Consider the following 20,074-nt stretch of genomic DNA (forward strand, 5'->3'; position numbering starts at 1 on the left):
CCTGCGATGGATCTGCGCTTCGGTGACAGCAAGCCGACGGACGAGGAGAAGGCGGCCGTCGACGATCTGCTCGGGCCGCCTCCCAGCGCCTGGGAGGGAGCGGACGACCGCAGCACGGGTGACCTGCGATGGGCCCTGGGCGGCCGGGACGCACGGGAGCGGCGCGATCTGCTGTTGCCGGGGCTCCACGCGGTCAACGACCGGGTGGGCTGGATCAGCGAGGGCGCGCTCACCTATCTGTGCCGCAGGCTGACGGTTCCGCCGGCCGAGGCATACGGGGTGGCGACGTTCTACTCGATGTTCTCGATGCGTCCGCGCCCGGCGACCGTGGTGCACGTCTGTACGGACATCGCCTGCGCGGCGGCGCCGGGCGCGGACGAGTTCCAGGCCGAGGTGGAGCAGCGCCTCGGCCCGGCGGGCCAGGCGCGCGACGGCGCGGTCTGGCAGCCGAGCCCCTGTCTGGGTCTGTGCGAGCGCGCCCCGGCGGCGCTGGCGATACGGGCCGGGCAGGGATGTCCGTCGGCCGCGGGGCCGGGGGCCGGTGCCGCGGCTGCCGCCGCGGCCGGTGTCTCGCCCAACGGGGCTTCGCCCGAGGGGAGTTCGCCGGGCGGGCACGGTGCCGCGTCCGCCTCCTCTTCCGTTCCCGGAGCTGCGGAGTACGCCACCGCCGTCGTCGCGCCCGCCACCGCCGAGACGGTGGAAGCGGCGGCGCGCGCCCCCGAGGGCGCTCCCGAGGAACCCTCCGCCGCCCTCGCCGTACCGCAGGCGGGCGACCCGGAGTTGAAGCTGCTCTCGCGGATCGGGGTCGCCGATCCCGAGTCGCTCGACGAGTACCGCGCCAACGGCGGATACCGGGCACTGCGCCGGGCGTTCGCGCTCGGCCCGGCCGGGGTGCTGCGGGAGGTCACGGACTCCGGGCTGCTGGGGCGCGGCGGCGCCGCGTTCCCCACCGGACGCAAGTGGCAGGCCACGGCGGCACAGCCGGACCAGCCGCACTACGTCGTCTGCAACGCCGACGAGAGCGAGCCCGGCACCTTCAAGGACCGGGTGCTGATGGAAGGCGACCCGTTCGCCCTCATCGAGGCGATGACGATCGCCGGATACGCGACGGGCGCGCACCACGGCTATCTCTATCTGCGCGGCGAATACCCGCGCGCGCTGCGGCTGTTGACGAACGCCATCGTGCAGGCCCGTGCCCGCGGGCTGCTCGGGGAGGACGTGCTCGGGCAGGGCTACGCCTTCGACATCGAGATCCGGCGCGGCGCCGGCGCGTACATCTGCGGCGAGGAGACCGCGCTGTTCAACTCGCTGGAGGGCAACCGGGGCGAGCCGCGCTCCAAGCCGCCCTTCCCGGTGGAGAAGGGCCTGTTCGGCAAGCCGACCGCCGCCAACAACGTCGAGACGCTGGTGAACGTGCTGACGGTCCTGGAGATGGGAGCCGAGGCCTACGCCGCGATCGGCACCGGGAAGTCCACGGGGCCGAAGCTGTTCTGCGTCTCCGGCAGCGTCGCGCGCCCCGGGATCTACGAACTGCCCTTCGGCGCCACGCTCGGTGACCTGCTCGGCCTCGCCGGCGCGGGCGAGGATCTGCGGGCGGTGCTGCTGGGCGGCGCCGCGGGCGGGTTCGTACGCGGCGACGAGCTGGACATCCCGCTGACGTTCGAGGGCACCAGGGAGGCGGGGACGACGCTCGGCTCCGGCGTGGTGCTCGCGCTGGACTCCTCGGTGCCGCTGCCGCGGATTCTGCTGCGCATCGCCGAGTTCTTCCGTGACGAGTCCTGCGGGCAGTGCGTGCCGTGCCGCATCGGCACCGTGCGCCAGGAGGAGGCGCTGCACCGGCTCGCCGAGCGGGTGGGCGTGCCGTCCGCGAACGGCAAGAACGGGGCGGACGGGACCGCCGACGACATCGCGCTGCTCCGCGAGGTGGGAGAGGCGATGCGCGACGCCTCGATCTGCGGTCTGGGACAGACCGCGTGGAACGCCGTGGAGTCCGCCATCGACCGACTGGGAGCCTACGCATGACCGCCGTACCGCTGAATCCCCCGCGACGCCTCGTCGAGTTCGAGCTCGACGGCGAACCGACCCGCGTCCCCGAGGGGTCGACGATCCTGGACGCGTGCCGCTCGGCGGGCAAGGACATCCCGACCCTGTGCCAGGGCGAGACGCTCACGCCGAAGAACGCGTGCCGTGCGTGCGTCGTCGAGGTCGAGGGCTCCCGCACGCTCGCTCCGGCCTGCTCCCGCAAGGCGGAGGCGGGGATGACGGTGCGCACGGACACCGAGCGGGCCCGGCACAGCCGCAAGATCGTCCTCGAACTCCTGGCCTCGGCAACGGACTTGTCGACGACGCCGCGCGCCGCGGAGTGGATCAAGGAGTACGGCGCGGAGCCCGGCCGCTTCGGTGCGGACGCCGCCACCATGAACGAGGTCCCGAAGATCGACAACGACCTGTACGTACGGGACTACGACAAGTGCATCCTGTGCTACAAGTGCGTCGACGCCTGCGGTGAGCAGTGGCAGAACACCTTCGCGATCTCGATGGCGGGCCGGGGCTTCGACGCCCGGATCTCCACCGAGCACGACGCGCCGCTGACGGACTCCGCGTGCGTGTACTGCGGCAACTGCATCGACGTGTGCCCGACCGGCGCCCTCTCCTTCAAGTCGGAGTTCGACATGCGGGAGGCGGGCACGTGGGACGAGGAGCGGCAGACGCAGACGACCACGGTGTGCGCGTACTGCGGTGTGGGCTGCAACCTCACGCTTCACGTGCAGGACAATGAGATCGTCAAGGTCAGCTCGCCGCTCGACAATCCGGTGACGCACGGCAACCTCTGCATCAAGGGCCGCTTCGGCTATCAGCACGTCGGCGGCGGGAAAACAGCCGACACATGACAGACACCAGATGACAGATGACAGATGACGGCGATTGTCAGCCGGTCCCGGCCCTCCTCCCCCGCCGGACCGGCTGAGCCGCCGCCCCCATCACGCACCCACAGGACGGACCGAATGGGACGGGTCACTGAGCGACGGCGTGTGCTGCGCATCCGGGACGGTGCGGTCAGCACCCGCCCGGACACCCTGGTCGCCGAGGAGCCGCTGGAGATCCGGCTGAACGGCAAGCCGCTCGCCATCACCATGCGCACCCCCGGTGACGACTTCGCGCTGGCCGCGGGCTTCCTCGTCAGCGAGGGCGTGCTCGGCGCCGCGGAGGAGCTGGCGAACATCGTCTACTGCGCCGGCGCCACCGACGAGGGCCGCAACACCTACAACGTCGTCGACGTGCGCCTCGCGCCCGGCGTCCCCGTCCCGGACATCGCCCTGGAGCGGAACGTCTACACCACGTCCTCGTGCGGACTGTGCGGCAAGGCGAGCCTCGACGCGGTCCGTACGACCGCCCGCTGGAGCATCGAGAACCCCGGCGACCCCGTGGACCCCGCCGGGCCCCGGGTCCGCCTCGAACCCTCGGTGCTCTCCTCCCTGCCCGACACGCTGCGCGCGTCCCAGCGAGTCTTCGAACGCACCGGCGGTCTGCACGCCGCCGCCCTCTTCACCGCCGAGGGCGAGCTGCTGGACGTACGGGAGGACGTGGGCCGCCACAACGCCGTCGACAAGCTCGTGGGGCGGGCACTCCAGCAGGGCGCGCTCCCGCTGCGGGACGCGGTCCTGATGGTCTCGGGCCGCGCGTCCTTCGAACTGGCGCAGAAGGCGGTGATGGCGGGCATCCCGGTGCTCGCGGCCGTCTCCGCGCCGTCCTCGCTCGCGGTGGACCTGGCCGCGGAGACCGGGCTGACCCTGGTCGGCTTCCTCCGCGGCTCCTCCATGAACGTGTACGCAGGTGAGCACCGCCTCGCCCTGCGCACAACGGCCGGCCGGGCCTGACGGTCCGCCTGCTGCACGGGATAGGGGCTCGGCCGGCGGGAGGCGCCCCCTGCGCCGGCCGGGCCCTTCCCCGTGCGTGAGGCCGTACGGGCCGGATGCCCCCAACACACGTACCTTTCGCGGCAATCGGGCATGTACTCCGTGACATCCGAACAACGGCTGATGCGGTGCGTTCGCTCGGGCCGCGGAAAGGGGCGCGCATGACGTGGACTTGCTCGGCTTTCCGTGACGGAGCCGCTGTCCGGGCGGGGTTGCTGCTCACCCTGTGCGCGTCGCTGCTCGCGGTTCCCGCGCGGGCGGGCGCACAGCCCCAGCAGGCCGGAGCGGCGCAGGACACCGGCTTCACGGAGCAGGTGCTCTTCAAGGCCGCGCAGGAGCAGGGCTACAGCTGCTTCCGCATCCCCGCCGTCGTACGGACGGCCAAGGGCACGCTGCTCGCCTTCGCGGAGGGCCGGGTGCGCGACTGCGGCGACGCCGGGGACATCGACATCGTCGTCAAGCGGTCGGCCGACGGCGGCCGCACCTGGGGCCCACTGCGCGTGGTCAGCCAGGGGGACGGCGACACCCACGGCAACCCCGCTCCCCTCGTGGACCGCCGCACCGGGAGGGTCCTGCTCGCGGAGACCTTCAACACGGGCCGCGCGGACGGCAAGAGCTGCGAGTCGCCCTGTGACCGCACCCCGCACCTGCAATACAGCGACGACGACGGCGAGAGCTGGTCGCCGCCCCGGGATCTGAGCGCGCAGTTACGCCCGGGCGACTGGAACTCCTGGTACGCGACGGGCCCGGGCCACGGCCTCCAGCTGCGCAACGGCCCGCACGCCGGGCGGCTCGTCCTCGGTGTCAACGCCGAGACGTGGCAGGACGGCAGGAACACCCGCAACCACGCCGCGCTCGTCTTCAGCGACGACGGCGGCCGCAACTGGCGCCGCGGCGCCACCGACAGCCATCCGCACGCGGCCGACGGGACGTTCCGGCAGAAGCCGCAGGAGCTGACGCTGCACGAGCGCGGCGACGGCGCGATCCTCGCGAGCGCCCGCGAGACCGAGGGCACCGACCTCGGGCACCGGGCCGCCGCGGTCAGCGGCGACGGCGGTGAGTCCTTCGAGGCGCCCTTCGGCACGCTGCCCGGCCTCTACACGCCTCAAGTGCAGGGCTCCGTACTGCCATTGGGCGGCGGCCGGCTGCTGCTGTCCGCACCCGCCGACCCGGAACGGCGCCGCACCATGACCATTCGCTCCTCCTACGACGAGGGCGCGACATGGGAGGGCGTGGACCGCGGCCGTACCGTGACGACCGACTGGTCGGGCTACTCCGACCTGGTGCGGGCCGGCCACGACGAGGTCGGCCTGCTGTACGAGGGCGGGGCCGCCGACGCACGCGACGAGATCCGGTTCGCGCGCTTCACCGAGGACTGGCTCGGCGACCGCCGCGGCCCGGACCCGGTCACCGACGACGACGCCCCGGGCGCCGCGGACGCCGCCGTGCTCGGCGGGGCCGAGCAGGTGCGCGGGCGGTACGGGCGCGCGCTCGCCTTCGACGGCCACGACGACGCCGTGCGCCTGCCGTTCCGTAGCGAACTCCCGCTCGGCGAGCGGGACTTCACGGCCCGCCTGTGGTTCCGCTACTCGGCCGGCGCGGGCGAGCAGCCCCTGCTGTGGATGGGCGGCGTCGGGGCCCAGCCGCACGTGCGGCTCGTGGCCGACCCGGCGGGCGGGCGCGTCACGGCGGCGGTGACCGCGCGGCGGGTCCCGGCGCCCTCCGCCACCGCCGAGGTGGCCACGGCGGGCGCGTACAACGACGGGCAGTGGCACCGTGCCGAACTGCGCCGCGGGGACGGGCGGTTGAGCCTGACCGTCGACAAGGAGAGCGTGTCCGCCTCCGATGTGCCGGGCTCGGTGAGCGTCGGCTCCCCGTTCGGTGTGCACCTGGGGCAGAGGCTCGACAGCCGGGCGCAGTTCACGGGAGCGCTGGACGAGGTCCGTGTCACCACCGGTGCCCACCGGGTGCTGGATCTCCCGCTGGACGAGGTCCGTACGCCGCAGGGCCGCTGAGCGGTTCCGCCCGCACCCCGCGGCGAGCCCGCTACGGGGTGCGGGCGAGCTCGGAGCTCCCTGCCCCGGCGCGGCCGGCCTCGCCGGTGGCGCGTACCTGCGATGTGCTCCCCGCCCAGCGCCGGGAGAGGAACGCGCAGACGATGAGCTGCATCTGGTGGAAGAGCATCAGCGGCAGCGCGGCGAGGCTCGCGTGCGCCCCGAACAGGACGCTCGCCATGGGCAGTCCGGCGGCGAGGGACTTGTTGGAGCCGGCGAAGACGGACACGACGCGGTCGGGCCGCGAGAAGCCGAGCCGGCCCGACCCGTACCACGTGAGCGTCAGCATCAGCGCGAGCAGCGCCGCCTCGACGCCGAGCAGCGCGAGCAGGCGCAGCGGTGTGATCTGCCCCCAGATCCCCTGGACCATGCCCTGGCTGAAGGCCGTGTAGACGACGAGCAGCACCGAACCGCGGTCGACGAAGGAGAGGATGCGGTGGTGCCGCGTGAGGAATCCCCCGATCCAGCGGCGCAGCAACTGCCCGGCCACGAAGGGCGCGAGCAGCTGGCCGACGATCCCGACGAGCCCGTCGGCGCCGATCCCCGTGTCACCGCCGATGAGCCAGGCCGCGAGCAGCGGAGTGGCCACCATCCCGAGGAGGCTGGAGTAGGTGCCGGCGCAGATGGCGCCCGGCACGTTGCCGCGTGCCACTGAGGTGAAGGCGATCGACGACTGGATCGTAGAGGGGACGAGGCACAGGAAGAGCAGCCCCGCCTGGAGCCCCGGCGTCAGCGCGTACGGGACGAGCGCTTGTGTGGCCAGCCCGAGCAGTGGGAAGGCAGCGAACGTGCAGAGGACGACGAACAGTTGGAGCCGCCAGTGGCGCATCCCGTCGAGGGCCTCGCGGGTGGAGAGGCGGGCGCCGTAGAGAAAGAAGATCAGTCCGACCGCTGCCTTGGTGCTCCACCCGAGTCCGGTGGCCACGCCGCCGCTCGCCGGGAGGAACACGGCGAGGAGGACGGTCGCGAGAAGCAGTGCGATGTACGGGTCGGCCAGTTGTGCCAGTCGGCGCATGTCTCCCTCGGTGCGGTGCGGGCGTCCCGCGGGGCCCCTGGTGAGGGGGCCGCCGTGCGGGACATCGGTACGAATGTCCTACGCCCCATTCTCTCCGACGCCACATGGCTGCTTTACTCGGGGAGGTTCGGTGCAGAAAGCTCGTACGATCTGCAACAACCTGACGACGGCATTCCGATGCGCCCCGAAATGACCGGTTAACGGGCTTCGGGGACTCTCCCCACCAGCTCTTTCATCGGATACGGTCTCCGCGCGCTGTGCTTTACACAGCTGTGCACTGCACGTCGAGGAGCATTCCCATTGCGCGAGTTCACCGTCCCGGCCCTGGCGCCCACGCCCCAGGTTGGCGGGCTGGCTGACACCGTTTTCGATCATGCCATGGAGGACCCGGACCGGGTCGCCCTGTCCCGCAAGGACGCGGCAGGCGAGTGGCAGGATGTGACGGCCGCGGAGTTCCGCGACCAGGTGATGGCCATGGCCAAGGGCCTGCTGGCCGAAGGCATCCGCTTCGGCGACCGGGTCGCCATCATGTCCCGTACGCGCTACGAGTGGACGCTGCTCGACTTCGCCCTGTGGTCCATCGGCGTGCACGTCGTGCCCATCTACCCGACCTCCTCGGCCGAGCAGGTCTGCTGGATGATGCACGACGCCGAGGTCTCGGCCGCCATCGTCGAGCACGAGGACCACGCGATGACGGTCGGCTCCGTCATCGACCGGCTGCCGCAGCTCAAGCGGCTGTGGCAGCTCGACGCCCAGGCGGAGAAGGAACTCCTCGCCGCGGGCGCCCACTTGGACGACGACGTCGTCCACCGGCACCGGCTCGCGGTCACCCCGGACTCCACGGCGACGATCATCTACACCTCGGGTACGACGGGCCGCCCCAAGGGCTGTGTCCTCACCCACGCCAACTTCCTGGCCGACGCGGACGCCATCCAGGGCAAGTACCAGCCCGTCTTCAGCTCCAAGCCGAGCGAGCCGCCGTCCCTGCTGCTCTTCCTGCCCCTCGCGCACGTCTTCGGGCGGATGGTGCAACTGGTGTGCATACGGGCCAAGGTGAGGCTCGGGCACCAGCCCGTCATGGCGGCCGAGGCGCTGCTGCCCGACCTGGTGACGTTCAAGCCGACGTTCATGCTGGCCGTGCCGTATCTCTTCGAGAAGATCTTCCAGGCCTCGCGCCGCAAGGCCGAACTGGAGGGCAAACTCGGCCCGTTCGAGAAGGCCGTCGACGTGGCGGTGCGCTACGCGGAGGCGATGGAGCACAAGGCCTTCCGCACGGGCCCGGGGCCCAGCGCGTCCCTGCGCCTGAAGCACCAGGTCTTCGACACGCTGGTCTACAGCAAGCTGCGCGAGGCGATGGGCGGCCTCTGCCGTGGTGCCATCTCCGGCGGTTCCGCGATGGAGCGGCGGCTCGGGCTCTTCTTCGACGGCGTGGGCATGCGCATCTACGAGGGCTACGGCCTGACCGAGACCAGCGCCGGCGCCACCCTCAACCCGCCCGAGCGCACGCGCTTCGGCACCGTCGGCCACCCGCTGCCCGGAACGACCGTGCACATCGGGGACGACGGCGAGATCTGGCTCCGCGGCCCGCAGATCTTCCAGGGCTACCTCAACAACCCCAAGGGCACCGACGAGGCCCTGCACGACGGCTGGCTGGCGACCGGGGACCTCGGCGCGCTGGACGAGGACGGCTACCTCACCATCACCGGCCGCAAGAAGGAGATCCTGGTCACCTCGGGCGGCAAGAGCGTCTCCCCGGGCGTGCTGGAGGAGCGCGTGCGCGCGCACCCGCTGGTCGCGCAGTGCATCGTGGTCGGCAACGACCGCCCGTACGTCTCCGCGCTGGTCACCCTCGATCCGGACGCCGTCTCGCACTGGCTCCAGATGCGGGAGAAGCCCGAGCTCAAGCCGACCGAGCTGGTGCGCGACCCGGACCTGGAGACGGAGGTCAGGCGTGCCGTCGTGGCCGCCAACACCCAGGTCTCGCAAGCGGAGTCGATACGCACCTTCCGGATACTCGCCGCGCAGTTCACCGAGGAGGCGGGGTATGTGACCCCGTCGCTGAAGCTGAAGCGCAAGGCGATCGAGACCGCGTACGCCGTCGAGATCGAGGCGCTCTACCACCAGTGATCCGGCCGCCGGTCCGGTCGCGGCTCCTCACGTCGCGCCCCCGTCTCACCTCGCGGCCTCGTCGCCGGCAGCCGGAGTGCCGCCGCCCGGACGGTCGTTGAGCGGGCGGAAGCGCAGCACCGCGGTGGCACTTCCTGACGGGGAACATGGTGATCCCCTGGTCCGTGACACCGCCGCGCATCAGGCCGCCCTGCGCGAGCCCGCACCCCGTAACCCGCACCCCCGTAGCCCGTAACCCGCACGCCCGTGACCCGTAGGCCCGGGCGGCGAAATCGCGAGCGCGCGTACCTCCATCCGGCCCCCTCACGAGTGGTGCGCCCCGGACCGCGGCCGGACGCTGAGGCATGAGCCGAGCACGCCCGTGCACCAGCGACACGAGGAGAGCGCCAATGCCCCGTAAGCTCCCGGTCCTCGCCGCCGCGGTCCTCGCCGCCGGCGCCCTCGGCCTCGGCGCGCTGCCCGCGAGCGCGGGTGAGCCCTCGCCGCCCGGCACCGGGGCCGGCGGCACGACCGGCGCCGACGACGACGCGACGCCCGCCCCCGAGATCGCACCGGGGATGCTCAGGAGCGTCAGCAGAGACCTCGGCATCACCGCGGAAGACGCACGCAAGCGGATCGTCAACGAGCAGCGGGCTGTCGCCGTGGAGAAGAAGCTCCGCAAGAGGCTCGGGACGCGCTTCGGCGGCGCCTGGGTCACGGGGTCGACGTCGAAGCTCGTCGTCGCGAGCACCGACCGCGCCGACAGCACGGCGATCAAGGCCGCGGGCGCCCAGCCGAAGGTCGTCGAGCACAGCCTCGCCGCCCTGGAGGCCGCGAAGGAAGCGCTCGACAAGTCGGCCGTGAAGCGCGCACCGCGCGGAACTTCGGTCTGGGCGGTGGACGTACGGAGCAACAGCGTGATCGTGCGGGCGGGAGAGCCGTCCGCCGCGAAGGACTTCCTCAACCGCAGCGGGGCGTCCGCCTCACTGGTCCGGGTGACGCAGTCCGCGGAGAAGCCCCGCACGTACGCCGAGGATCTGCGCGGCGGCGACGCGTACTACACCGGGGGCTCCACGCGCTGCTCCGTCGGCTTCGCCGTGACCAAGGGCGGCAAGGACGGATTCGTCACCGCCGGGCACTGCGGCAAGGCCGGCGCCAAGACGACGGGGCACAACCGGGCCGCGCAGGGCACCGTCCGGGGCAGCTCCTTCCCGGGCAACGACTACGCGTGGGTGGAGGCCGGCAGCGGCTGGAGGGCGACACCGTATGTGAAGGGCCCCGGCGCCGCGAACCTGTCGGTCGCCGGGTCGAAGCAGGTGCCCTCCGGCTCCTCGGTCTGCCGCTCCGGGTCGACCAGCGGCTGGCGCTGCGGCACGATCGAGCAGCACAACGCCACCGTCACCTACCGGCAGGGCACGGTGCGGGGCCTGACCCGTACGTCCGTGTGCGCCGAACCCGGCGACTCCGGCGGGCCGTTCGTCTCCGGCGACCAGGCGCAGGGAACCACCTCGGGAGGCTCGGGCGACTGCTCGACGGGCGGCACGACCTACTACCAGCCGGTCGCGGAGCCCCTCTCGGCGTACGGGCTGACCCTGAGCACCAGCTGAGGGTCGGCGCACGCCCCCGGGCATGCCGGGGTCCGCCCTACTGTGCGCCGTGGCCCGCCGCGATCTCCTCGACGCGGCGGGCCAGCTCGATGTCCTTCCCGGTGACCTGCCCTCCGACGCTGTGGGTGTTCACCGTGATCGAGAGCTTGTTGTAGCCCAGCGACATGTCCGAGTGGTGGTTCAGCTCCTCCTGGATCGCGGCCACGTGGACCACCATCGCCGCGGCCGGCAGGTGCTTGGCGAAGGTGTACGTACGGGCGATGCTGTCGCCGTCGGTGCTCCAGCCGGGCAGCCCGGCCAGTGCCTCGTCGGTCTGCTGCCTGGTCAGCGCTTCGGGAGCCATGGAGTGTCTCTCGCTTTCTGTCGCGGCGTGCATGAGGGGGTGGTTGACGTGGTCGACGGCGTGCTCGATGACGTCTCACCAGCGTAGGACGCGGCTCGCCCCGCCCGGCTCCGACGGGCGGGCCTACGCTTGGCGCATGACCACCGCCGGAGCCGCCGCCGACAGCGGCGTGGGCCCCATGCTGCGCAGCTGGCGCGAGCGCGCGGGCCTGAGCCAGCTCGATCTCGCTCTGCGCGCCGACTCCTCGTCCCGCCACATCAGCTTCATCGAGACGGGCCGCTCCCGGCCCAGCCGGGCCATGGTGCTGAAGCTGGCGGAGCGGCTGGAGGTGCCCGTACGGGAGCGCAACGCGCTGCTGGTGTCCGCCGGTTACGCCCCGCACTACCCGGAGACGCCGCTCGACTCCCCCGCCCTTGGCTCCGTACGCGCGGGCCTGGAGCGCATGGTCACGGCCTACGAGCCCTATCCCGCGCTCGCCGTGGACGGCACGTACCGGGTGCTCGCCGCCAACCGCGGCATCTCCCTGCTGCTCGACGGCGTCGCCGCGTGGCTGCTGGAACCGCCGCTGAACGCCATGCGCATCACCCTCCACCCCGAGGGGCTCGCTCCGCGGATCCTCAACTTCCGCGAGTGGCGCGGCCATCTGCTGCATCAGATGGAGCGGCAGCTGGCGCTGCTGCGCTCGCAGCCGCTGCGCGGACTGTACGAGGAGGTGTCGGCCTTCCCCCTGCCGCCCGGCGGCGACGAAGTGGCCGGGGACGAGAGCCCGTTCGCGCTCCCGCTGGTCGTCGAGTACGAGGGGCACAGGCTCTCGTTCCTCTCGGCCATCACCACCTTCAACACACCGGTGGACGTGACGGTCTCCGAACTGGCGGTGGAGACGTTCCTGCCTGCCGACCCGGAGACCGCCGAACAGCTCCGGCTCCACGCGCCGTAGAACGCCGCACGCTCCGCAGACGCCGTGGGGCCTTCCGCTCGGGAACGGATGTTTCCGGCACACACGTTGACACCCCGGCGGCGTTCCGGTTGAGTGCACGCATCGCACCTCGGGTAAAGCGGTTCAAACAGTTGATGACCCTCATTCGAGGGCAGACTCGGACAAGCCGACCGAGCCCTCGCGGATTCTTCAACGGACCGCCGACCGAACGGACTTCGCGGCATGGCAGCAGCACGTGAGAGACGCCCCACGATCTCGGACGTGGCCAGGCTCGCCGGGGTCTCCCCCAGCGCCGTCTCCTTCGCGCTCAACGGCCGCCCGGGTCTCGCGGAGGCGACCAAGTCGCGGATCCTGGCCGCGGCGGCCGAGCTCGGCTGGCGTCCCAGCCGTCCCGCACAGGCGCTCTCACACGGCCGCGCCGGAGCCCTCGGGCTCGTACTGACGCGGGAGACCGACGCCGTCGGCGCCGACCCCTTCTTCCCCGCCTTCATCGCGGGCGTGGAGACGGTGCTCTCGCCGCGCGGCGACTCGCTCCTGCTGCATGTGACGAACCCCGGCGCCGAGGCGGCCGCCTACCACCGCCTCGCGGCCGACCGCCGCGTCGACGGCGTGCTGCTGACCGACATGCGCGTCGACGACCCGCGCCCCGCCCTGACGAGCGAACTGCGCCTGCCCGCCGTGGTGGTGGGCGATCCGGACTGCGCGCGGGGGCTGTGCGCGGTGAGCCTGGACGACAGGCCCGCCTTTGGCGCCGCCGTCGCACGCCTCGCCGAGCTGGGCCACCGCCGGATCGCGCACGTCGCGGGTCCGCGGGAGTTCCGGCACGCGCGGCGGCGGCAGGAGTCGTGGGAGCGGGCCGTACGGACGGCGGGGCTGACGCCGGGGCCGGTGCTGCCGGGCGGGTTCACCGCCGACGGCGGAGCGGCGGCCACCCGCGAACTGCTGTCGCTCGGCGGCTCGGAGCGGCCCACGGCGATCGTCTACGCCAACGACCTGTCGGCCACGGCCGGTCTGGCCGTGGCACACGAACTGGGCCTGTCCGTACCGGAGGACCTCTCCGTCGTCGGCTACGACGACACTCCCCTCGCCGCCTACACCCATCCGCCGCTGGCCTCCGCCCGCGCCGACGCGCTCGGCTGGGGCGCCGCCGCGGCACGCGCCCTCGACGAGGTGATCAGGGCCGGACGTGCCGACGACGTCGAACTCGCCCCCGCCGAGCTGCTGCCGCGCGCCTCGATGGGTCCCGCTCCCGGGCGCCGCTCCTCAACAGGCCCCGGCGGCACGGCCGTTGAGCCGAAGCCGGCGGCACGGAGAGTGCCTTGACGATGATGACGACGGGGAGGTGCTTCCCGGCACCGTGCCGGACGTCGTCCTTCCGACGGCCGTCGAGGAGGTCGACGGCGTCCGCCGCGTTCGACGGCCTGGCCGACGCGCACACCGGTGCCGTCCGGCCGGAGCGGACCGGCTGAGCCCGGCGCATCCGCGCCCGCGCGGACGCGCGCCCTGCGCCCGGCTGCGCCACCGTGGAAGATGACCTGTGTACGCGGCACAGCACACGTCACCGCACAGCGCTGCACGGCACATCACTGCACCGGCACGGCGAGGAGGCACCCGGTGGACCCGCTCACGGCACTGGACCGGATCGCTTTCCTGCTGGAACGCGCCCTGGCCCCCACCTACCGCGTGCGGGCCTTCCGTACCGCGTCGCAGGTGCTGGCGGACCTGGGCCCCGAGGAGGTTGGGCGGCGAGCCGCCGCCGCAGGGGGACTGGAGTCACTCAAAGGTGTGGGGCCCAAGACCGCGCAGGTCGTACGGGAGGCGCTGCGCGGCGAGGTCCCCGGCTATCTCGCGAAGCTGGAGACGGAGGCGGAGTCCGCGCCGGAGGCGACCACCGTGGACGACGTGCCCGTCACCGAGGAGGCCCGGCGCCTGCGCTCCGCGCTGCGCGGCGACTGCCACACCCACTCCGACTGGTCGGACGGGGGCAGCCCGATCGCGACGATGGCCCGTACGGCCGCCGAACTCGGCCACGAATGGACGGTGTTGACCGACCACTCGCCCCGGCTGACGGTCGCCCGCGGCCTGTCCGCGGACCGGCTGCGGCAGCAGCTGGACGTGGTGGCGGAGGTCAACGAGCAGGTGGCACCGTTCCGGCTGCTGACGGGGATCGAGTGCGACATCCTGCTCGACGGGTCGCTCGACCAGGACGAGGAGCTGCTCGCCCGCCTCGACGTGGTGGTGGCGTCGGTGCACTCCAAACTGCGCATGCCGGCGGCGGAGATGACGCGGCGCATGGTCGCCGCGGTCCGTCATCCGCTCGTCGATGTGCTGGGCCACTGCACGGGAAGGCTGCGCTCCAGCCGCCCCGAGTCCGAGTTCGACGCGCAGGCGGTCTTCGCGGCGTGCGCCGAGTCGGACACCGCCGTGGAGATCAACTGCCGCCCGGAACGGCTCGACCCGCCGCGCCGACTGCTGCGGCAGGCCGTGGACGCCGGGGTGTACTTCTCCATCGACACCGACGCGCACGCCCCGGGCCAGCTGGACTGGCAGATCAACGGGTGCGTACGCGCCGCCGAGTGCGGCGTGCCCGCCGAGCGCGTCATCACCACCTGGACGGCCGCGGAGCTGCTGAGCTGGACGCACGGTTCACGCGACGCGTGACGTGACGTGACAGGAGGACGAAGGTGTCCCAGCAGCCCAGCTCCGGCCGGCCCCAGCACGGCGACGGCAAGGGGACGTTGACGATCCACGTGGGCCACGCGGAAGTGGTGATCCGTCAGCGCTACGAAGTCGTCAGCATCGCCAACGACATCCTCATCGCGATGTGGTTCCTCGCGGGCAGCGTCATGTTCTTCTTCACCGACTGGCAGACGACGGGCACCTGGTGCTTCGTCTTCGGCAGCGTCGAGCTGCTTGCCAGGCCGGTGATCAGGCTGACGCGCCATGTGCACCTGCTGCGCATCCACGGGGGGAGTTACGCGGTGCAGGAGGCCGCGCAGGACTTCTGAGGACGGCGCCGGGGGCAGAACCTCGATGCACGCACGCGGCCCGCCCCCGTACCGGGGTGTACTTGGCGACACCCCCGCACTGAGGCGGACACCCCTGGTGAGAGGCCTGCTGCGCGGCTGTCGGGGCACCATGCCGCACGGCGATGCTCGGTGCATGACGACACCGGCGACACAGACGACGGTCGAGCCCACCGAGGCCCCGGCGCCCGCAGCGCGATCCGGCCGCAAAGGCAGCGACTTCTCCCGTCTCCACGAAAGGATCGAGGCGGCCGGACTGATGCGGCGGCGCCCTGGCTACTACACGCTCCGGCTGACGCTGGTGGGACTGGCGTTCGCGGCGGGCTGGGCCGCGTTCCTCGCGCTCGGCGACAGCTGGTGGCAGCTGGCGGTGGCCGGGTGCCTCGGGCTGGTCTTCGGCCAGCTCGCCCTGGTCGCGCACGACCTCGCGCACCGTCAGATCTTCAGCCGCCGCAGACCGAGCGAGATCGGCGGCCGCATCGTCGGCAACCTCGGCATCGGCATGTCGTACGGCTGGTGGATGAACAAGCACACCCGGCACCACGCCAACCCCAACCACGAGGAGCTCGACCCGGACGTGCAGCCGGACATCCTCGTGTGGTCGCAGCGGCAGGCCCGCGCCGCGAAGGGCCTGCCGCGGTTCATAGGGCGCCACCAGGCGGGTCTCTTCTTCCCGCTGCTCACGCTGGAGGGCTTCAACCTCCATGTGTCGAGCGTCCGCGCGCTGCGCGAGGCGCACATGAAGCGACGGGTGCTGGAGGGCGTGCTGCTCTTCACGCACATCGGCGCGTATCTCGCGGCGCTCTTCCTCCTCCTGCCGCCCGTCACGGCGCTCGCGTTCCTCTTCGTGCACCAGGCCGTCTTCGGCGTCTATCTCGGCTCGATCTTCGCCCCGAACCACAAGGGCATGCCGACGCTCACCGGCGCGGAACGCCCGGACTTCCTGCGCCGCCAGGTCCTCACCTCGCGCAACGTACGGGGCGGGCGGCTGACCGACGTCATGCTGGGCGGGCTCAACCACCAGATCGAGCACCACCTGTTTCCGAGCATGCCCGCGCCTCATCTGCGGCGGGCCCGCGTCATCGTCCGAGACCACTGTGCCGAACTGGGCATCGGCTACCACGAGACGGGTCTCATCGCCTCGTGGCGTGAGGCGCTTCACCATCTGCGCGAGGTCGGCGCACCGATCAGGGACTGACTGCTGCCGGGCCCACTCACACCGGGCGGGAGGCCGGGAACTCGCGCTCCGCGGCCTCCAGCGCGTCCCCCGCCCGGGTCGGCGGCACGGCGCGGCCCGCCGACTCGCTCAGCCAGCGGCGCAGGACCTGGTGCACGCGCTCGGCCCCGACCAGCTCCTCCCCCTCGCACGGTGCGGACAGCTCGTGCGGCGAGAGCAGGAACGCCTCGTTCTGCTCGCCGCCGAGGCCGCCGTGCGAGCCGATCTGCTGCTCGAAGGCGTGGACGGCGCCGGTCTCCGGATCGACCACCGAATTGATCACGATGTCGGGCACGTTGCCGAACCCCGCGGTGCGCCGCACGGCCTCCGCGGCGCCCGGCCCGAAAGGTGCCAGCGGGTCCGGCCCGCCCGTGATCTCACCGGTGTCCAGGCGGTGTTCGGCACCGCCCCGGCCGAGGACGACGGGGCCGTGCCGCTCGCTGTGGACGAGGAGGAAGCCGATGCCGGGATGGTCGGCGAGCGTACGCAGCAGCGCGGGGTGCCGCTTGGTGACCTGTTCCCTGGACATCCGGCCGGGCACGTCGGGGAAGGAGACCAGCCCCAGGTTTCCGGAGGCCAGCACGATCGGGCCCGCGTTCCTGGACGGTGTGCGCTCCTCGCCCTGCGGGCCGTCCTCCGGGATGTGCAGCGCCGCGCGCGCGGCGGCCCTCGCCTCCGCGCCGCTGGGGGTGCGCCCGACGCGGCGCGAGACCGGCAGCCCGCAGCCCGCCCGTACAAGGTCCTCCAGCGTCAGCCCGTACGAGGCGCGGAAGGTCTCTCCCGCGCTCTGCCCGTGGTCGGAGAGCAGCACGATGCGGTACGGACGGGGCGCGCGCTGCGCCGCCTTGGCGATCATCGCCACCGAGCGGTCGAGCCGGCGCAGCACCTGCCGGGCGTCCCTCCCCCGCGGACCGGAGTGGTGCGCCACCTCGTCGTACGCCACCAGATCGGCGAAGACGGCGCTGCGTCCGCTGAAGACGTCGCCGAGCACCGCGGCGACCACGACGTCGCGCTGCACGACGGTGGCGAAGGCGCGGATCAGCGGATACAGCCCGCCGCGGGGCACCCGCGGCCGGTCGCCGCGCAGCCGCGACCGCGTCGACTGGCAGACCTCCCGCACCGCCTCGGCCACGAACGAGACGGCGGTGCGCGTCGCGTTGGCCGGGTCGGAGAAGTAGGCGAAGTAGCCCGCGCGTGAGCGGTTTTCGCGGTCCCGGCGCGCGGCGACCGAGACCACCAGGGCCACCTGGCTGGCGCCGCCGCTGAAGAGGTTGCCGCGGCTGGCGCCGTCCAGGGCGAGCAGCCCCCGGTCGCCGGTCGCCTCGACGGCGCGGCGCTGGAGTTCGGCGGCACCGGACGGACGGTTGCTGATCAGCACCTCGCCGGACTCCTTCTCGTACCAGCGGAAGGCGGGCACGTCCTTGTTGGTGCCGTGGAGGATGCCGAGCTGGCTGGCGCCGGTCTGGGACGGCCAGTCGGTACGCCAGCGGGTCAGCCGGTGCGTGGTGCCGTACATCGCGGCGAGGGTCGGCATCAGCGCGGGCTCGCCGTCCGCACCGGTGAGGGCCTCGCGCAGCATGCCGTACCCGACGCCGTCGAGCTGCACGAAGACCGTGCCCGGGGTGCGCGGCGCCGGACCCAGGCCCTCGCGGCGGCGCCTGCGGTCGGCGAGGCGGGCCAGGCGGCGGCGGTATGCGCCGTCGTCGCGCACGGCCAGCGCCGTACTCGTGGCCGACGACGCGGCGGACATCGCCGCCGCCACCACGACGGCCGTGCCGGGATCGGCCGAACCGCGCCCGTACGGCACGAGGGAGAGCGCGAGCCACAGCAGCGAGCCGTTGAGGAAGAAGACGAGTGTGCCCAGCACGAGGGCGGGCACCAGCAGCAGAGCCCGGACCAGCAAGGGCCACACCACGGCGCCGAGCAGGCCGAAGACGCCGGCTCCTATGGCGGCGGTCGTGGCGATGTACGTGGCGCTGTCGCCGTCCGGCGACTGCAACCGGAAGTCGGGGAGGATGCCCGCGAGAACCAGCAGCGTGAGGGTGCTCACGGCCCACACCGCGAGCACCCGGAGCAGGGCGGCACCGAAGAACCGCCACCGCCGGAGCGTTCCCCCCGGCATGGCCGGGCGAAGGATCCGCATCCGCATGGCACCTCCCGACTCTCCCCGCTCCGCTCGCACGCCACAGGCACGAGAACCCACCCGATGCGCGGGATATTCTCCAATTCTCCATGTTCCGGACGGCTCGTGGCACAGCGCCCGTACCGGCCCCGTGCGCCGGGCGCATACGCTCGAAGCACGCGACCGGTACGGGAGGCCCGCACGGACGGCCGGGCCGGAAGCCCGAGCCGCGCGATCCCCGTACGGACACGGACATCCCTATGGGCAGGGAGGAGCACAGGTGCCGGTGGAGGTCACATGGTGGGGGCACGCCACCGCCACGGTGCGGGACTCCGGCGTGACGGTTCTCACCGATCCGCTGCTGGTGCGGCGCATGGCGCACCTGCGCAGGCGGCGCGGCCGCCTTCCGCCGCCCTCGGCCGCCCTCGCCGACGTCGTGCTGGTCTCCCATCTCCACGCCGACCATCTGCATCTCGGCTCGCTCGCCCTGCTCGCGCCCGGCACCCGCGTCGTGGTGCCCCGCGGCGCGCTGCGCGCCGTGCCGCGGCTGCGGCGGCTGGCGCCGGTGCTGCGGTTCGAGGAGGTGCGCGCCGGTGAGTGCGTCAGCGTGCGGGAGGTGACGGTGCGCGCGGTGCCCGCCGCCCACGACGGGCGGCGCATGCCGTACGGGCCGCATCGCGCACCCGCGCTCGGATACGTCGTCGAGGGCGCCGCCCGTACGTACTTCGCGGGTGACACCGGCCTCTTCGACGGCATGGCGGAGGCCGTCGGCCCCGTCGACGTGGCGCTGCTGCCGGTCGGCGGCTGGGGTCCGTGGCTGGGCGAGGAGCATCTGGACGCGGAGAGCGCCGCACACGCCCTGACGCGGCTGTGCCCGCGCACGGCGGTGCCGGTGCACTACGGCACGTACTGGCCGATCGGCATGGACGCCGTGCGGCCGCATGAATTCCACGCGCCCGGGGACGAGTTCGTACGGAAGGCCGGCATGCTCGCGCCCGAAGTCGCGGTACACCGGCTCACGCACGGCGAGAGCCTGCGCCTGGAGGCGGCCTGATGTTCGCTCACCACCTGGCCGTGGGGGCGGGACTGGGCACGGACCTCGGCACGGACCTCGGCACGGGCTTCGGAGCCGGCGCGGTGATGCCCCCGGAGTCGACGCAGCAGGCCGTCACCTACCCCTCACTCTTTCTCCTGGTGGTGCTGGGCTCGCTGGTGCCGGTGGTGCCGACGGGCGCCCTCGTCAGCGGCGCCGCCGTGGTGGCGCTGCACCAGAGCGTGCCGGGCCGCGCCCTGGCCGCGGTCTTCGTCGTGGGAGCGGCCGCCGCGTTCCTCGGCGACGTCACGCTGTACTGGCTGGGCAGACGCGGAGTCGACTCGAAGAGCGGGTCGCGCTGGCTGGAGCGGCTGCGGGAGCACGCGCCCCCGCAGCGCCTGACGCAGGCACAGGACCAGCTGCGCCGGCACGAGGTGCCCGTGCTGATCGTCTCGCGGCTCATACCCGCGGGACGCATACCCGTGATGCTCGCCTGCCTGCTCGCGCGGATGCGCACGCGCGAGTTCGTACGGGGAAACCTGCCCGCCTGTCTCGCCTGGACCGTGGCCTATCAGCTCGTCGGGCTGTTCAGCGGCTCCCTCTTCCCTGAACCGTGGGAAGGGGTCGTGGCTGCGGTCGTCCTCACCGTGATCATCAGCGTCGCGCCGACCGTCTGGCGGCGGCTGCGCGGGAGTTGA

At 72.7% G+C, this 20,074-nt stretch carries 16 protein-coding genes; 13 read left to right on the forward strand and 3 right to left on the reverse strand.

What is annotated here, in order from left to right; translation table 11 throughout:
• Positions 1-6: 6 nt before the first annotated feature.
• From QQM67_RS15040 to QQM67_RS15055, 4 genes are all read left to right on the forward strand, one after another.
• Positions 7-2,022, forward strand: coding sequence for an NAD(P)H-dependent oxidoreductase subunit E (locus QQM67_RS15040; RefSeq protein WP_314174329.1), 2,016 nt, complete (start codon positions 7-9; stop codon positions 2,020-2,022).
• Positions 2,019-2,891 carry a 2Fe-2S iron-sulfur cluster-binding protein gene (locus tag QQM67_RS15045; RefSeq protein ID WP_314174330.1) on the forward strand — a complete coding sequence of 291 codons (873 nt, stop codon included), beginning with the start codon at positions 2,019-2,021 and terminating at the stop codon, positions 2,889-2,891. Before QQM67_RS15040 ends, QQM67_RS15045 begins: the two co-directional genes overlap by 4 nt.
• Positions 2,892-3,005: 114 nt before the next feature.
• Positions 3,006-3,878: a formate dehydrogenase accessory sulfurtransferase FdhD gene (gene fdhD / locus QQM67_RS15050; RefSeq protein ID WP_314174331.1), complete on the forward strand. Its 873-nt coding sequence runs from the start codon at positions 3,006-3,008 to the stop codon at positions 3,876-3,878.
• Positions 3,879-4,078: 200 nt separating this feature from the next.
• On the forward strand, positions 4,079-5,932 hold the full coding sequence (locus tag QQM67_RS15055; RefSeq protein WP_314174332.1) for an exo-alpha-sialidase: 1,854 nt from the start codon (positions 4,079-4,081) through the stop codon (positions 5,930-5,932).
• A 31-nt stretch (positions 5,933-5,963) separates the two neighbouring features.
• On the opposite strand, the gene QQM67_RS15060 is transcribed toward QQM67_RS15055, so the two are convergent.
• Complete coding sequence (locus tag QQM67_RS15060) at positions 5,964-6,986, reverse strand: bile acid:sodium symporter family protein (RefSeq protein WP_314174333.1); 1,023 nt, start codon at positions 6,984-6,986, stop codon at positions 5,964-5,966.
• Between the two features lie 300 nt (positions 6,987-7,286).
• Between QQM67_RS15060 and QQM67_RS15065 the strand changes: the two genes are divergently transcribed.
• Both QQM67_RS15065 and QQM67_RS15070 read left to right on the forward strand, forming a co-directional pair.
• Positions 7,287-9,113, forward strand: coding sequence for an AMP-dependent synthetase/ligase (locus tag QQM67_RS15065; protein ID WP_314174334.1), 1,827 nt, complete (start codon positions 7,287-7,289; stop codon positions 9,111-9,113).
• Positions 9,114-9,502: 389 nt separating this feature from the next.
• A complete protein-coding gene (locus QQM67_RS15070) occupies positions 9,503-10,699 on the forward strand; it encodes a S1 family peptidase (protein WP_314174335.1) in 1,197 nt (398 codons plus the stop codon).
• A 37-nt stretch (positions 10,700-10,736) separates the two neighbouring features.
• Here the strand turns inward: QQM67_RS15070 and QQM67_RS15075 are convergent, their stop codons facing one another.
• Positions 10,737-11,042, reverse strand: coding sequence for a 4a-hydroxytetrahydrobiopterin dehydratase (locus QQM67_RS15075; RefSeq protein ID WP_314174336.1), 306 nt, complete (start codon positions 11,040-11,042; stop codon positions 10,737-10,739).
• A gap of 136 nt (positions 11,043-11,178) precedes the next feature.
• Between QQM67_RS15075 and QQM67_RS15080 the strand changes: the two genes are divergently transcribed.
• The 5 genes from QQM67_RS15080 (at position 11,179) to QQM67_RS15100 (ending at position 16,203) form a co-directional block, all read left to right on the forward strand.
• Positions 11,179-11,979, forward strand: coding sequence for a helix-turn-helix domain-containing protein (locus QQM67_RS15080; protein WP_314174337.1), 801 nt, complete (start codon positions 11,179-11,181; stop codon positions 11,977-11,979).
• A 222-nt stretch (positions 11,980-12,201) separates the two neighbouring features.
• Positions 12,202-13,302 carry a LacI family DNA-binding transcriptional regulator gene (locus tag QQM67_RS15085; RefSeq protein WP_314174338.1) on the forward strand — a complete coding sequence of 367 codons (1,101 nt, stop codon included), beginning with the start codon at positions 12,202-12,204 and terminating at the stop codon, positions 13,300-13,302.
• 291 nt (positions 13,303-13,593) lie between these two features.
• Positions 13,594-14,640 carry a PHP domain-containing protein gene (locus QQM67_RS15090; RefSeq protein ID WP_314174339.1) on the forward strand — a complete coding sequence of 349 codons (1,047 nt, stop codon included), beginning with the start codon at positions 13,594-13,596 and terminating at the stop codon, positions 14,638-14,640.
• A 23-nt stretch (positions 14,641-14,663) separates the two neighbouring features.
• Positions 14,664-14,987 (forward strand): YrhK family protein, encoded by a 324-nt coding sequence (locus tag QQM67_RS15095; protein ID WP_314174340.1) that lies wholly within the window; start codon positions 14,664-14,666, stop codon positions 14,985-14,987.
• Between the two features lie 154 nt (positions 14,988-15,141).
• The gene (locus QQM67_RS15100; protein WP_314174341.1) at positions 15,142-16,203 is read left to right on the forward strand and encodes a fatty acid desaturase family protein; all 1,062 of its coding nucleotides are present in this window, start codon (positions 15,142-15,144) and stop codon (positions 16,201-16,203) included.
• Positions 16,204-16,219: 16 nt separating this feature from the next.
• Here QQM67_RS15100 and QQM67_RS15105 read toward each other — a convergent pair whose 3' ends face one another.
• The gene (locus QQM67_RS15105) at positions 16,220-18,364 is read right to left on the reverse strand and encodes a phage holin family protein (RefSeq protein ID WP_314174342.1); all 2,145 of its coding nucleotides are present in this window, start codon (positions 18,362-18,364) and stop codon (positions 16,220-16,222) included.
• 259 nt (positions 18,365-18,623) lie between these two features.
• On the opposite strand from QQM67_RS15105, the gene QQM67_RS15110 reads away from it, so the two are divergent.
• On the forward strand, positions 18,624-19,397 hold the full coding sequence (locus QQM67_RS15110) for an MBL fold metallo-hydrolase (RefSeq protein ID WP_314174343.1): 774 nt from the start codon (positions 18,624-18,626) through the stop codon (positions 19,395-19,397).
• An 86-nt stretch (positions 19,398-19,483) separates the two neighbouring features.
• Positions 19,484-20,074 (forward strand): DedA family protein, encoded by a 591-nt coding sequence (locus QQM67_RS15115; RefSeq protein WP_314174494.1) that lies wholly within the window; start codon positions 19,484-19,486, stop codon positions 20,072-20,074.

The organism is Streptomyces winkii (assembly GCF_032248595.1).
GTDB classification, from domain to species: domain Bacteria; phylum Actinomycetota; class Actinomycetes; order Streptomycetales; family Streptomycetaceae; genus Streptomyces; species Streptomyces winkii.

Bases quoted from the DNA above. Each gene is read 5' to 3' on its own strand.
- fdhD (WP_314174331.1), top strand. From the start codon at position 3,006: ATGGGACGGGTCACTGAGCGACGGCGTGTGCTGCGCATCCGGGACGGT.
- QQM67_RS15055 (WP_314174332.1), top strand. From the start codon at position 4,079: ATGACGTGGACTTGCTCGGCTTTCCGTGACGGAGCCGCTGTCCGGGCG.
- QQM67_RS15045 (WP_314174330.1), top strand. From the start codon at position 2,019: ATGACCGCCGTACCGCTGAATCCCCCGCGACGCCTCGTCGAGTTCGAG.
- QQM67_RS15085 (WP_314174338.1), top strand. From the start codon at position 12,202: ATGGCAGCAGCACGTGAGAGACGCCCCACGATCTCGGACGTGGCCAGG.
- QQM67_RS15075 (WP_314174336.1), bottom strand. From the start codon at position 11,042: ATGGCTCCCGAAGCGCTGACCAGGCAGCAGACCGACGAGGCACTGGCC.
- QQM67_RS15105 (WP_314174342.1), bottom strand. From the start codon at position 18,364: ATGCGGATCCTTCGCCCGGCCATGCCGGGGGGAACGCTCCGGCGGTGG.
- QQM67_RS15115 (WP_314174494.1), top strand. From the start codon at position 19,484: ATGCCCCCGGAGTCGACGCAGCAGGCCGTCACCTACCCCTCACTCTTT.
- QQM67_RS15060 (WP_314174333.1), bottom strand. From the start codon at position 6,986: ATGCGCCGACTGGCACAACTGGCCGACCCGTACATCGCACTGCTTCTC.
- QQM67_RS15100 (WP_314174341.1), top strand. From the start codon at position 15,142: ATGACGACACCGGCGACACAGACGACGGTCGAGCCCACCGAGGCCCCG.
- QQM67_RS15040 (WP_314174329.1), top strand. From the start codon at position 7: ATGGATCTGCGCTTCGGTGACAGCAAGCCGACGGACGAGGAGAAGGCG.
- QQM67_RS15070 (WP_314174335.1), top strand. From the start codon at position 9,503: ATGCCCCGTAAGCTCCCGGTCCTCGCCGCCGCGGTCCTCGCCGCCGGC.
- QQM67_RS15080 (WP_314174337.1), top strand. From the start codon at position 11,179: ATGACCACCGCCGGAGCCGCCGCCGACAGCGGCGTGGGCCCCATGCTG.